Source organism: Haemophilus aegyptius (assembly GCF_900475885.1).
Taxonomy (GTDB): Bacteria; Pseudomonadota; Gammaproteobacteria; order Enterobacterales; family Pasteurellaceae; genus Haemophilus; species Haemophilus influenzae.
This window is the reverse complement of sequence record NZ_LS483429.1, coordinates 1,428,757-1,442,984: the sequence shown is the minus strand read 5'-3', so window position 1 is coordinate 1,442,984 and position 14,228 is coordinate 1,428,757. Positions and strand designations below refer to the sequence as shown.

Sequence of the window (14,228 nt, the reverse complement as noted above, 5' to 3'; positions counted from 1 at the left end):
ATTTTACTTATACTAACTTAAGAGACTTTTACTCATTCCGCTATCTTAACCCCAATAGAGTTTTCAGTCGTTATCTAGAATAACCCCTTTAATTTTTGTTTTCAGCCAAATTTTTCTTTTCTTCTAATTCTTCCCAGCGTAAAAATGCTGTTTCTAATTCGGCTTCAGTATCCGCCAATGCTTTTAATTTAGCGTCGGTAATATCGTGAGCTTGTTGGAAAAATGCTGGATCGGCTATTTCAGCTTGAAGTACGGTGATTTTGGTTTCCAACTCTTCCAATAGTTGTGGAAGTTGTTCTAGTTCTCGTTGTTCTTTATAAGAAAGTTTCACGGATTTCGGCTTAGAAGTGCGGTCATTTTTCACCGCACTTTCTTCTTTTAGTGGTTCAGATTTCTTCGCTTTAACCTGCTCTTCCACTGCTTTGCTTGCCCAGAAATTGGCTTGTTGCTGTTTCGCATCAAAGAATCCACCCACATACTTATTCAAACGCCCTTTACCTTCGAATAAATAACATTCTGTCGCAGTATTATCGATAAATTGACGGTCGTGGCTCACAATTAACAATGTGCCTTGATCAAAGACAGTTTTGCCAGAACAACTTGAGGTATCTAACTGTAATTTGGCTGTTCCCATTACCTCACGGCGTTGGCGCGTTCCTCACGCATCGCTTTTAATGCTCGCACTCGCCCTTCATTTCTTGTGCGGCGAGCCTTGATACCTTGGCGAATCCACACTTCTTCCTGTGCTAGACGTTTATCAAATAATTCATTCTGCAAGGCTTCAACGCGTAGATTTTCTTCTTTCGTGGTTAAATATAAATCGTAATTGCCTAGATAAGACTGCAATTGACCGCGATCTAAATCCACATTACAAGCGGTCGGATTTGCAGAAAAATTTGACAATGAAAAACATATAAATCCAAATTAAGCCTAATACTATTTTCCTCTTTCGTAAAGGGGATATTTAAAACCAATACACTAAGGAGCTTATCATGCTCAACGAAAACGACATCGAACAACTCACTCTTCAACGCCTGCAATCCCTCGGTTGGGAATATCGCTATGGTAAAGACTTGCCTGTTCATTAGATAACTGAGTTAGATCCTGTTGCAAGACTCGATGATGCGGAAAATTAACGCGGTAGGTTTCACAATATACTGGCTCTAACTCAATGGAAAGTAACTGGCGAAATCCAGCATAATCAAATCCTAGAGAAAGACCGCCAGCACCAGAAAATAAATCGAGATAAGTTAATGACATATAAAATTAAAATAATAAAAAACGAGAGATATTGTATTTCAGATAGAGCCTTTAACACAAGCAACCAAGCTTACTTAAAAAACACTAAACTAATTTTAATCCACGAAACTGTGGATAACCATCTGGTTATATCCCACTTCCCATTATATTTCGTTGTTTTTTATGATAAACAAGTTGCCCCCAACCTTTCACTTAATCTTTCAATAATTTAATTTTTTCAATCACGTTTGTTGTTGAACAACCATTTTCAAAGTTTAGTACTTTAACATCACCGCCGTTTGCCCAAACTTCTTTACTGCCTGCAATCTCTTCGGGTTTATAATCGCCACCTTTGACTAAAAGATCTGGTAGAATTTCGCCGATTAAACGCTGTGGTGTGTCTTCGGTGAACGGCACCAACCAGTCCACTGATGCCAAACCAGCTAATACCGCCATACGGTTTTCAAGATTATTAATTGGACGACTTTCGCCTTTTAAGCGTTTAACAGAATCGTCGCTGTTTACCGCAACAATTAAACGATCGCCCAATTTGCGTGCATTTTCTAAATAAGAAACATGCCCTGGATGCAAAATATCGAAACAGCCATTAGTCATCACAATTTTTTCACCCCGTGCTTTAGCTTGTGCGACAGCATCTTTTAATTCTGCTTCACTCATAATGCCAAATCCAGTTTCAGGGCGAGCATGAATCGCATTTTCAAGTTCCACAGTCGAAACCGTTGAAGTCCCCAATTTACCCACCACAATTCCAGCGGCAACATTGGCTAGGTAACAAGATTCTTCGAAAGAACGTCCATCTGCTAATGTGGTTGCTAATACACTAATGACAGTGTCACCCGCTCCCGTCACATCAAACACTTCTTTTGCAACGGTTGGCAAATGATAAGGCTCTTGATTTGGGCGTAATAATGTCATGCCTTTTTCAGAACGCGTTACCAAAAGTGCGGTTAATTCAATATCAGAAATTAATTTTAAACCTTTCTCAATAATTTCTTCTTCCGTATTACATTTACCTACAACGGCTTCAAATTCAGACATATTTGGTGTCAATAATGTAGCCCCACGATAACGTTCAAAATCAGTTCCCTTTGGATCGATCAACACAGGCACATTCGCTTTGCGTGCAATTTGAATCATTTTCTGAACATCTTTAAGCGTGCCTTTACCATAATCAGAAAGAATCAAAGCACCGTAATTTTTTACCGCACTTTCTAACTTCGCTAATAAATCCTTGCAATCTACATTATTGAAATCTTCTTCAAAATCAAGGCGAAGTAACTGTTGGTGACGAGATAAAATACGTAATTTAGTAATGGTTGGATGGGTTTCTAATGCAACAAAATTACAATCAATTTTTTGTTTTTCTAATAAGAGGGAAAGTGCAGAACCTGTCTCATCTTGTCCAATCAATCCCATTAACTGAACGGGTACATTAAGTGACGCAATATTCATCGCCACATTTGCAGCACCGCCCGCGCGCTCTTCATTTTGTTGTACACGAACTACTGGCACTGGTGCTTCTGGTGAAATACGATTGGTTGCGCCGAACCAATAACGATCAAGCATCACGTCGCCTAATACAAGTACTTTTGCTTGCTTAAATTCTGCTGAATATTGAGCCATTTTAAAATCTCTCTATTTGAATAACCAAAATTGTGGCGATTTTACCACAACTCAAATTTACGATAAACTACGCCCCTAACTTACGTGGAAAGAACAATGAAAAACGAAAAACTCCCTCAATTTCAACCGCACTTTTTAGTCCCAAAATACTGGCTTTTTTGGCTAGGCGTAGCAATTTGGCGAAGTATTTTATGTCTTCCCTATCCTATTTTGCGCCATATTGGTCATGGTCTCGGTTGGCTGTTTTCACATTTAAACGAGGGTAAACGTCGAGCTGCCATTGCACGCCGTAATCTTGAACTTTGTTTCCCTTATATGCCTGAAAACGAACGTGAGACGATTTTGCAAGAAAATCTTCGTTCAGTAGGCATGGCAATTATCGAAACTGGCATGGCTTGGTTTTGGTCGGATTCACGTATCAAAAAATGGTCGAAAGTTGAAGGCTTACATTATCTAAAAGAAAATCAAAAAGATGGAATTGTTCTCGTCGGTGTTCATTTCTTAACGCTAGAACTTGGCGCACGCATCATTGGTTTACATCATCCTGGCATTGGTGTTTATCGTCCAAATGATAATCCTTTGCTTGATTGGCTACAAACGCAAGGTCGTTTACGCTCTAATAAAGATATGTTTGATCGTAAAGATTTACGCGGAATGATCAAAGCTTTACGCCACGAAGAAACCATTTGGTATGCACCTGATCACGATTACGGCAGAAAAAATGCCGTTTTTGCACCATTTTTTGCGGTGCCCGATGCTTGCACAACCACTGGTAGTTATTATTTATTGAAATCTTCACAAAACAGCAAAGTGATTCCATTTGCGCCATTACGCAATAAAGATGGTTCAGGCTATACCGTGAGTATTTCAGCGCCTGTTGATTTTACGGATTTACAAGATGAAACGGCGATTGCTACGCGAATGAATCAAATCGTTGAAAAGGAAATCATGAAGGGCATATCACAATATATGTGGCTACATCGCCGTTTTAAAACACGTCCAGATGAAAAGACGCCTAGTTTATACGATTAAAAGTGCGGTCGAATATCACCGCACTTTTTGATAGAATTTTCTCAAATTAAAAAATTAACGAATAATCTCACCATGACAACCAATTATTCAGCTCAAGAAATTACCGTTCTTAAAGATCTCGAACCAGTGCAAATTCGCCCGGGAATGTACACTGACACTACTCGCCCTAATCATTTAGCACAAGAAGTTATTGATAACAGCGTAGATGAAGCCCTTGCGGGTTTTGCCACAAAAATTGAAGTAATTTTACACCCTGATCAATCCATTGAAGTCACAGACAATGGTCGCGGTATGCCTGTGGATATTCATCCTACGGAAGGCGTTTCTGGCGTAGAAGTGATCCTGACTAAACTGCATGCTGGTGGTAAATTCTCCAATAAAAATTATGAATTTGCGGGAGGTTTACACGGTGTGGGGATTTCTGTGGTGAATGCGCTTTCTGAACGCGTGGATATTCAAGTTAAACGCAATGGTGAAGTGTATAAAATTGCCTTTGAAAACGGCAGTAAAGTAGAAGAATTGGAAATTATCGGGACTTGTGGCAGACGCACAACGGGAACAACTGTTCACTTCAAACCGAATCCAAAATATTTTGACAGCGCGAAATTTTCCGTTAGCCGCCTACGCCATTTATTAAGAGCGAAAGCGGTACTCTGCTCAGGGCTTGAAATCAAATTCATTGATAAAGTAAACAATACTCAAGACATTTGGTTATATGAAGATGGGCTTTCCGATTACCTTATCGAAGCAGTAAATGGCTTTGAAACCCTTCCAGAAAAACCATTTGTTGGCGAATTTAAAGGAGCAAATGAAGCGGTTAGCTGGGCATTACTTTGGTTGCCAGAAGGTGGCGAACTAATCGGCGAAAGCTACGTAAACTTAATTCCAACAATTCAAGGCGGAACGCATGTTAATGGTCTACGTCAAGGTTTATTAGATGCTATTCGTGAATTTTGCGAATTTAGAAATCTATTACCACGTGGGGTAAAACTTACCGCCGATGATATTTGGGATCGTTGTTCTTACATTCTTTCCCTTAAAATGCAGGATGCACAATTCGCAGGGCAAACAAAGGAACGCTTATCATCACGCCAAAGTGCGGTGTTTGTCAGCGGTGTTTTAAAAGATGCGTTCAGTCTATGGCTCAACCAAAACGTACAAGACGCTGAAAAATTAGCAGAAATTGCCATCAGTTCTGCACAACGCCGATTACGCGCAGCAAAAAAAGTCGTGCGAAAAAAACTCGTTAGTGGCCCTGCATTACCAGGAAAATTAGCTGATTGTGGCTCACAGGATTTAGAAAAAACGGAATTATTTTTAGTGGAGGGCGACTCTGCGGGCGGTTCGGCAAAACAAGCGCGTGATCGCGAATATCAAGCGATTTTGCCGTTACGTGGGAAAATTTTAAACACATGGGAAGTTTCCCCTGATCAAGTACTAGGTTCAACAGAAATTCACGATATCGCCGTGGCTCTAGGGATCGATCCTGACAGCAATGATTTATCACAACTTCGCTATGGTAAAGTCTGTATTCTCGCGGATGCTGACTCCGATGGTCTGCATATTGCCACCCTACTCTGCGCCCTGTTCTTACGTCATTTTCCGAAATTGGTACAAGACGGTCACGTTTACGTAGCAATGCCACCACTTTATCGCATTGACTTAAATAAAGAAGTCTTCTACGCATTAGATGAAAATGAAAAAGAGGCGATTTTAGATCGGTTGAAAAACAAAAAAGGCAAACCGAATGTTCAACGTTTTAAAGGTTTAGGTGAAATGAACCCATCGCAATTGCGTGAAACAACAATGGATCCTAATACGCGCCGTCTCGTTCAATTAACTTATGATTTAGGGGAAGATCAAGGCTCAGATACTTTAGAACTGATGGATATGTTATTAGCGAAAAAACGTTCCGAAGACCGTAAAAATTGGTTACAAGCGAAAGGCGATCAGGTTGATTTATCTGTTTAGACTAAATTAATCTCAGCAAATCTGAATTTTAATAAATTAAGAATATATCAATTAACAGAAACAAAAATGACAAATATCAACTATGAAGGCATTGAGCAAATGCCTCTACGCACCTTCACTGAAAAGGCTTATCTCAACTATTCTATGTATGTCATCATGGATCGTGCGTTGCCTTTTATCGGTGATGGTTTAAAACCCGTTCAACGTCGTATTGTATATGCGATGTCTGAACTTGGCTTAAATGCCACGGCAAAATACAAAAAATCTGCTCGTACCGTCGGTGATGTACTCGGTAAATTCCATCCACATGGTGACAGTGCTTGTTATGAAGCTATGGTGTTAATGGCACAACCCTTCTCTTATCGTTATCCGCTTGTAGATGGTCAAGGTAACTGGGGGGCGCCAGATGATCCAAAATCCTTCGCAGCCATGCGTTATACGGAATCTCGCCTATCTAAAATCGCTGAAATCTTGTTGAATGAACTCGGACAAGGAACAGTAGATTATCAACCAAACTTTGATGGAACCTTGGCTGAACCACAATATTTACCTGCTCGTTTACCGCATATTTTATTGAACGGCACAACAGGTATTGCGGTGGGGATGGCGACAGATATTCCACCACACAATATTAACGAAATTGCTGATGCGGCAGTAATGTTGCTAGATAATCCAAAAGCGAGATTAGATGATGTACTTGAAATTGTTCAAGGCCCAGATTTTCCAACAGAAGCTGAAATTATTTCGCCAAAATCAGAAATTCGTAAAATTTATGAGCAAGGTCGTGGCTCAATAAAAATGCGTGCAACTTGGAAAAAAGAAGACGGCGAGATCATTATTTCTGCACTTCCACATCAATCTTCTCCCTCAAAAGTTATTGCACAAATAGCCGATCAAATGACGGCAAAAAAACTGCCAATGCTAGAAGATATTCGAGATGAAGCCGATCACGAAAACCCAATTCGCATTGTGCTAGTCCCTCGCTCAAATCGCGTCGATACTGATGCCTTAATGGCACATTTATTTGCTACAACAGATCTTGAAAAAAGCTACCGTGTAAATATGAATATGATCGGGCTTGATCATAAACCAGCGGTAAAAGGCTTATTAGAAATCTTAAATGAATGGCTCACTTTCCGTCGCACAACGGTCACTCGTCGCCTTCAATATCGCCTAGATAAAGTGCTCTCTCGCTTGCATATTTTAGAAGGCTTGATGATAGCCTTTTTAAATATTGATGAAGTTATCGAAATTATACGCCACGAAGATGATCCAAAAGCAGAGCTTATGGCACGCTTTAATTTAAGCGATGAACAAGCCGATGCCATTTTAAATTTACGCTTACGTCATTTAGCGAAATTAGAAGAAAACCAACTCAAAGCAGAACAAGATGAACTTGAAAAAGAGCGGTTAAATTTAGAAGCAATTTTAGGATCAGAACGCCGTTTGAATACGCTTATCAAAAAAGAAATTCAAGAAGATGCGAAAAAATATGCCAGTTCACGTATGTCTCAACTGGTCGAACGTGAAGAAGCCAAAATGATCTCTGAAAGTGATATGACGCCAGCAGAACCAGTTACTGTCATCTTATCAGAAATGGGCTGGGTACGTTGTGCTAAAGGACACGATATTGATCCTAAATCATTAAGCTACAAAGCTGGTGATAGCTATCTAGCTCACGCTTGTGGCAAAAGTAATCAAGCCGTTGTATTCATTGATAGTACAGGGCGAAGTTATGCACTCGATCCGCTTTCATTGCCTTCCGCTCGCTCCCAAGGCGAACCACTTACAGGTAAACTCAATTTACCTACTGGTGCGACCATTGAATATGTTGTAATGGCCAGCGAACAGCAAGAATTATTGATGGCTTCTGATGCGGGATATGGTTTTATTTGTAAATTTGAAGATTTAATTGCACGTAACAAGACTGGAAAAGCCTTGATTTCTTTACCAGAAAATGCCAAAGTGTTGAAGCCTAAAACATTGATAAATTCTACCGCACTTGTTGTCGCAATCACATCAGCAGGCAGAATGTTGATTTTTCCAGCACAGGATTTACCGGTATTATCAAAAGGTAAAGGCAATAAAATGATCACTATTCCCGCAGCGAATGCAAAAGATCGTAGCGAACTATTGACAAAATTATTGCTTATTTCAGATCAAGCAAGTCTTGAATTTTATTCTGGAAAACGAAAAATTGTATTAAAACCAGAAGATCTGCAAAAGTTCCGCGCAGAACGAGGCAGAAAAGGTTCGACATTACCACGTGGATTACATACCAATCTTGAAATTATGGTAATCGAGCCGTAACACAACACATCACTTAAACATAACTTAGGGAGATCCAATTTATGAGCTATACTTTTAGCACGTATGAAACCCTTGCATTAGCAAGCTTAGTTTTGCTATTGGGCTATTTTTTGGTTAAACGCATTAATGTATTAAAAACATTTAACATTCCAGAGCCAGTTGTTGGTGGCTTTATTGTTGCCATTGGTCTTTTAATTTGGCACAAAATTGATGGAACATCCTTTAACTTCGATAAAAATCTACAAACCACAATGATGTTAGTGTTTTTTACTTCTATCGGTTTAAGTGCCAACTTTTCCCGTCTAATTAAAGGCGGAAGGCCACTCGTTGTATTTTTATTCATTGCTGCATTATTAATCTTAGGACAAAACGTTATTGGCATTGCAAGTTCAATGGCATTAGGAATCCATCCCGCTTATGGCTTACTTGCAGGTTCAGTAACCTTAACAGGTGGTCACGGCACTGGAGCTGCTTGGGCGGATACATTTGCACATCAATTTAATCTACAAGGTGCAACTGAAATTGCCATTGCCTGTGCAACTTTCGGTTTAGTATTCGGTGGTATCATCGGTGGTCCTGTCGCTCGTTTCTTATTAAATCGCCAAAAACAAGGCGAAAATCCTGAAAATGATGAAGTTGATGACATTCAAGAAGCATTTGAACACCCAACTTATAAACGTAAAATTACTGCACGTTCATTAATTGAAACAATTGCAATGATTTCAGTATGTTTATTAATTGGTCAATATTTAGATGTACAAACAAAAGGTACTGCACTCCAATTACCAACTTTCGTATGGTGTTTATTCACTGGTGTTATTGTCCGCAATATTTTAACCAACATTTTCCGTTTCCAAGTAGCAGAATCCGCTATTGACGTATTAGGTAGCGTAGGCTTATCCATCTTTTTAGCAATTGCTTTAATGTCATTAAGACTTTGGGAACTTGCAGGTTTAGCAATTGACGTATTAATTGTTCTGGCTATTCAAGTAGCATTTATGGCTGCCTTTGCAATTTTCATTACTTATCGAGCAATGGGTAAAGATTACGATGCCGTCGTATTAAGTGCTGGACACTGTGGTTTTGGTTTAGGCGCAACCCCAACAGCAATCGCAAATATGCAAGCTGTCACCAGTCGTTTTGGGCCATCGCACAAAGCATTTTTAATCGTTCCAATGGTCGGAGCATTCTTTATCGACTTAATCAACGCTGCGCTATTAAAAGTTTCATTTGCAGTTGTAAATATGCTCGCGTAAAGTGCGGTTGAAATTGACAATGTTTTAGAGAAATGCCTTTATCTCGAATTGATAAAGGCATTTATTTCAATATAATCAATTATTTCAGCTGCAATATCAATCCCACTTGTTTTTTCAATCATTTCTAAGCCTGGGCTTGCATTCACTTCTAAAACCAATAATCCATTTTTTGAACGAATTAAATCCACGCCAGCTACATCTAAACCGATAGCTTTTGTTGCTTGAATGGCTATCTGCTTTTCTTCATCGCTTAGGGTAATTTTTTCGGTTTTTCCGCCACGATGGCAATTCGCCCGAAACTCACCATTTTGCCCAATTCTCTGCATCGTTGCTACCACTTGATCACCCATCACAAAACAACGAATATCCGCATTGCCCGCTTCTTCGATAAAATCTTGCTCTAGCATAGATATATTGGTTTGCTTAAAAGTTTCCATAATGCTCACCGCACTTTGTGGTTTTTCAGCTAAAATTACCCCAATTCCTTGTGAACCATTTAGCGTTTTTAAAATTGTCGGCGAACTGATATGAGGTGTCGTCGCCTGAGCTTGTACTTCACCGCCACTTAAAAGTGAATTAGGAACAGGAACACCAGCCTTCAGCAAAAGTTGCAAACTTTTCCATTTATCACGTGCATTTAAAAATGCCTGAGATGAATTTAAACAAAAAGTCCCTTTGCCTTCAAAATGCTGTAAGACTGAACATCCCATTTGCGTACTCGTTGTGCCAAATCGAGGCAAAACTGCATCATAATCAGACAATAAATAAGGTTTCGACTCAGAATTTTCTTGATAAAAAATCTGAAAGTGCGGTGGATTTTGCGAGAGTTTTAAGAAACAGTGATTCGGATCTAAAATATCCATCTCATGCCCTTGATGTTTAGCCGCTTCTTTTAAGCGTTGGCAACTATAAAGACGAGGTTCTCGGCAAAGCATTAATAATTTCATAACATTTAATTTATTATCTACGATGTTCCGTATATTACACGAATAAAAACGCTTTATGTAGATGATAAAAATCAGTAGAATTACCTAGAATTTTAACTCAAAAAAGGAAATCTTATGTTCGTTACTATTTTTGGTCGTCCGAGCTGCCCTTACTGTGTACGAGCAAAAAACCTTGCTGAAAAATTAAAAGGCGAAGTTGCTGATTTTGACTATCGTTATGTGGATATTCACGCAGAAGGCATTACTAAAGAAGATTTATCAAAATCTGTTGGTAAACCAGTAGAAACCGTACCACAAATCTTTATTGATGAAAAACCAATTGGTGGTTGCACTGATTTTGAAGCATTAATGAAAGAACAATTTGGTATCGTTGCTTAATTTTTCTTTTTAATTTATACAAAAAAGCCACTTTCAATCGAAAATGGCTTTTTTCATAGAAGAGTTTTAACCGTTATAACGTTTAAAAATTAATGTCGCATTTGTACCACCAAAACCAAAGCTGTTTGACATGACAGTTTGTAATCCTGCATTTTCTTTCGTCTCAGTAACGATGTTGCAACCTTCAGCGGCTTCATCTAAGGTTTCGATATTAATACTTGGTGCAATAAAATCATTATCCAACATTAATAACGTGTAAATTGCTTCGTGTGCACCCGCCGCACCTAAAGAGTGACCAGTCATTGATTTAGTTGAAGAAATCGCTGGGATTTTGTCACCAAATACATTTTTGATTGCACCTAATTCTTTCACGTCACCTACTGGTGTAGATGTACCGTGTACATTGATGTAATCAATTGGGGTATCGACAGTTGCCATTGCTTGTTTCATACAACGCTCTGCACCTTCACCACTTGGTGCAACCATATCGTAACCATCAGAAGTTGCGCCATAACCTACAATTTCAGCGTAAATTTTTGCACCACGAGCAAGTGCATGTTCTAATTCTTCCACAACCACAACAGCACCACCACCTGCAATAACGAAACCGTCACGATTTGCGTCATAAGCACGAGATGCTTTTTCTGGCGTTTCATTGTATTTAGTTGAAACTGCACCCATTGCATCAAACTCAGTAGCACATTCCCAAGATAATTCTTCTGCACCACCAGCAAAAACGATATCTTGTTTGCCTAATTGAATTAATTCAACCGCATGACCAATACAATGTGCAGAGGTTGCACAAGCAGAACTCATAGAATAATTCACACCACGAATTTTATAAGGTGTAGCCAAACAAGCTGAAACACTTGATGCCATTGTTTTCGTTACAGCGTAAGGACCAATCGCTTTTACACCGCGAGGGCCACGAACCGCATCACAAGCCACTAATTGATTATGTGCAGACCCCGTACCTGCACCAATCACTAAGCCAGTACGATCATTAGAAACTTGATCTTCTGTTAAGCCTGCATCTTCAATCGCTTCACGCATAGAAAGATAAGCATAAGCCGCTGCATCACCCATAAAACGGAACACTTTACGATCAATGTGCTCGCTTGGGTTTAATTTGATTGTTCCGGCAACATGGCTACGCATATTCATTTCTACAAACTCAGGCACAACTTCAATACCTGATTTCCCTGCTTTTAATGAAGCCAATACTTCTTCTTTGTTGTTACCGATACTTGAAATAATCCCAAAGCCTGTAATTACAGTTCTTCTCATTGCTTCTTCCTTATTGTTTTATATGTAAAAATAACGACTCAAAATTACTATGAAATAAAAATATTTCAAGCAATAATTCATTTGTTCGACCAGTTCAGAAAATCGCGTTATTATACGCAAATTTCATTAGGCAAGAAAGGAATAAAAAATGACCTTTAGCGTCCAACATGCTGAGATTCACTTCAACCAAAACCATATTCCCGTCTCAGATCAATTCGATGATGTCTATTTTTCTAACGAAAATGGATTGGCAGAAACCGATTATGTTTTTCTACAAGGTAATCAACTTTGGGAACGTTGGATAACACACAAAGAAGCTAATTTTGTCATCGCTGAAACAGGATTTGGTACAGGATTAAATTTCTTTGCGGCAACTCAATTGTTCCGTGAATTTCGCCAGCAACACGAGAATCATCCTTTAAAACGCCTAAATTTTATTTCCTTTGAAAAATATCCGCTAAAAATCACCGCACTTTCGCAAGCACATCTTGCCTATCCGCAGTTTGAAGATTTAAGCGCTCATTTGCAACGTTATTGGCCTTCATTGATTCTAGGTTGTCATCGTATTCATTTTGAAGAGACAACCTTAGATTTATGGCTGGGTGATGTATCAGAAAACTTGCCACAACTTGGCGATTATATGAATGAACGTATTGATGCTTGGTTTTTAGATGGCTTTGCGCCGAGTAAAAATCCTGAAATGTGGAATGATGATCTCTATAACTTAATGTTTCGTTTCACGAAACCCAATGGTTCTTTTGCCACTTTCACCGCAGCAAGTGCAGTCAGAAAAGGACTTGAATCCGCAGGCTTTAACGTGACAAAACGTAAAGGCTTCGGCAAAAAGCGAAAATGTTTAAGTGGGCTAAAAATACAATCAAAACCTACCGCACTTTCCACACCTTGGTATCTTGCTCAGCCTGCGAAAATGGAAAAACAAGATGTCGCTATTATCGGCGGTGGTATTGCCTCTCTTTGTGCTGCTATTTCCTTAGTAAAACGTGGGGCAAAAGTCACCATTTATTGTGAAGATGACGCGCTCGCACTTAATGCCTCAGGCAATAAACAAGGTGCATTTTATCCACAACTTAGCGATGATAATGCGCGTACCATTGATTTTTACCTGCACGCTTTCAGTTACGGTCGCCAATTACTTGATTGGGCAATCGAACAAAACATAGCGTTTGAACACGAATTTTGTGGCGTGGCACTATGTGCTTACAACGAAAAAAGTGCGGTCAAATTAGCAAAGATTTCTCAGCTTGGTTTACCGAACGAAATCTTCCAAATGCTGAATGCTGAACAACTCAGTGAAAAAGTGGGATTACCGCTTAATTGCGAAGGCGGTTGGATTGAACAAGGGGCTTGGCTTGCACCAAGACAATTTGTTCAAAATGCCTTTTCATTTCTTGAAAAGCAGGGTGTCATCATTAAAACCGCACAAAAAATTACCGCACTTTCTCAAGAAGAAAAAGGTTGGGAACTAAAAAATATGCAAGGTCAAAAATACTGCCATGAAGTCGTCATTCTTGCGAACGGATATAAAATTACTGATTTTGTTCAAACAGAAAAGCTACCGCTCTACCCTATCCGCGGACAAGTCAGCCAAATTCCAACATCAGAAAACTTACTCAAACTGAAATCTGTGCTTTGTTATGATGGCTATCTTACTCCAGCCAATCAATTAAAAACCTCACATTGCATCGGCGCAAGCCATGTTCGTGATAATGTTGATCGCCATTTTAGCGAACAAGAACAACAAGAAAACCAACAAAAACTCCAACAAAATATCGCCCAACCTTGGACGCAAGATGTGGATACATCAGATAATCTCGCTCGTGTAGGCATTCGTTGCTCTGTAAGAGATCTTGCCCCAATGGTGGGAAACGTGCCTCATTTTGAACAGCAACAAGCTGGTTATTACAATCTATTTAACCTCCGCCGTCGTAAACAACCTATTCAAAGTGCAGCCAATTTTCAGAATATTTTCTTAATCGCAGCCTTAGGTTCTCGCGGGCTTACCTCTGCTCCACTCTTAGGCGAAACCTTAGCTTCAATCATTTATGGCGAGCCATTACCAATAAGCGAAGGCATATTACATAATCTTTCAGCTAACCGAGCTTGGGTAAAAAAGTGGTTGAAAGGTTCAAAAGTTGAATAAATT

At 39.4% G+C, this 14,228-nt stretch carries 9 protein-coding genes and 3 pseudogenes; 7 read left to right on the top strand and 5 right to left on the bottom strand.

All coding sequences use genetic code 11. The features are described 5' to 3' along the window. Nucleotides 1-88: 88 nt before the first annotated feature. Nucleotides 89-867: pseudogene (locus tag DQN49_RS10295) on the bottom strand (hypothetical protein); the annotation flags it as partial. A 125-nt stretch (nucleotides 868-992) separates the two neighbouring features. Between DQN49_RS10295 and DQN49_RS10670 the strand changes: the two are divergent. Then, a pseudogene (locus tag DQN49_RS10670) lies at nucleotides 993-1,085 on the top strand (type I restriction endonuclease); the annotation flags it as partial. A gap of 46 nt (nucleotides 1,086-1,131) precedes the next feature. Here the strand turns inward: DQN49_RS10670 and DQN49_RS10665 are convergent. After that, nucleotides 1,132-1,260, bottom strand: a pseudogene (locus DQN49_RS10665) (DNA cytosine methyltransferase); the annotation flags it as partial. Nucleotides 1,261-1,452: 192 nt separating this feature from the next. Then, nucleotides 1,453-2,883 (bottom strand): bifunctional D-glycero-beta-D-manno-heptose-7-phosphate kinase/D-glycero-beta-D-manno-heptose 1-phosphate adenylyltransferase HldE, encoded by a 1,431-nt coding sequence (gene hldE / locus DQN49_RS07590; protein ID WP_006996082.1) that lies wholly within the window; start codon nucleotides 2,881-2,883, stop codon nucleotides 1,453-1,455. A gap of 96 nt (nucleotides 2,884-2,979) precedes the next feature. Here hldE and htrB point away from each other — a divergent pair, with 96 nt between their 5' ends. The 4 genes from htrB (at nucleotide 2,980) to gltS (ending at nucleotide 9,452) form a co-directional block, all read left to right on the top strand. Beyond that, nucleotides 2,980-3,915, top strand: coding sequence for a lipid A biosynthesis lauroyl acyltransferase HtrB (gene htrB / locus DQN49_RS07585; RefSeq protein WP_006996083.1), 936 nt, complete (start codon nucleotides 2,980-2,982; stop codon nucleotides 3,913-3,915). A 72-nt stretch (nucleotides 3,916-3,987) separates the two neighbouring features. Further along, nucleotides 3,988-5,886, top strand: coding sequence for a DNA topoisomerase IV subunit B (parE, locus tag DQN49_RS07580; RefSeq protein ID WP_006996084.1), 1,899 nt, complete (start codon nucleotides 3,988-3,990; stop codon nucleotides 5,884-5,886). 66 nt (nucleotides 5,887-5,952) lie between these two features. Beyond that, on the top strand, nucleotides 5,953-8,196 hold the full coding sequence (parC, locus tag DQN49_RS07575) for a DNA topoisomerase IV subunit A (RefSeq protein WP_006996085.1): 2,244 nt from the start codon (nucleotides 5,953-5,955) through the stop codon (nucleotides 8,194-8,196). Between the two features lie 41 nt (nucleotides 8,197-8,237). Next, a complete protein-coding gene (gene gltS, locus DQN49_RS07570; RefSeq protein ID WP_005655130.1) occupies nucleotides 8,238-9,452 on the top strand; it encodes a sodium/glutamate symporter in 1,215 nt (404 codons plus the stop codon). 38 nt (nucleotides 9,453-9,490) lie between these two features. Here the strand turns inward: gltS and DQN49_RS07565 are convergent, their stop codons facing one another. Then, complete coding sequence (locus DQN49_RS07565) at nucleotides 9,491-10,399, bottom strand: RimK family alpha-L-glutamate ligase (RefSeq protein WP_006996086.1); 909 nt, start codon at nucleotides 10,397-10,399, stop codon at nucleotides 9,491-9,493. Nucleotides 10,400-10,513: 114 nt separating this feature from the next. On the opposite strand from DQN49_RS07565, the gene DQN49_RS07560 reads away from it, so the two are divergent. Next, complete coding sequence (locus DQN49_RS07560; RefSeq protein ID WP_006996087.1) at nucleotides 10,514-10,777, top strand: GrxA family glutaredoxin; 264 nt, start codon at nucleotides 10,514-10,516, stop codon at nucleotides 10,775-10,777. Between the two features lie 66 nt (nucleotides 10,778-10,843). On the opposite strand, the gene fabB is transcribed toward DQN49_RS07560, so the two are convergent. Next, on the bottom strand, nucleotides 10,844-12,064 hold the full coding sequence (gene fabB, locus DQN49_RS07555; protein WP_005655138.1) for a beta-ketoacyl-ACP synthase I: 1,221 nt from the start codon (nucleotides 12,062-12,064) through the stop codon (nucleotides 10,844-10,846). A 148-nt stretch (nucleotides 12,065-12,212) separates the two neighbouring features. Here fabB and mnmC point away from each other — a divergent pair, with 148 nt between their 5' ends. Beyond that, nucleotides 12,213-14,225 (top strand): bifunctional tRNA (5-methylaminomethyl-2-thiouridine)(34)-methyltransferase MnmD/FAD-dependent 5-carboxymethylaminomethyl-2-thiouridine(34) oxidoreductase MnmC, encoded by a 2,013-nt coding sequence (mnmC, locus tag DQN49_RS07550; protein ID WP_111723585.1) that lies wholly within the window; start codon nucleotides 12,213-12,215, stop codon nucleotides 14,223-14,225. Nucleotides 14,226-14,228 lie beyond the last annotated feature (3 nt).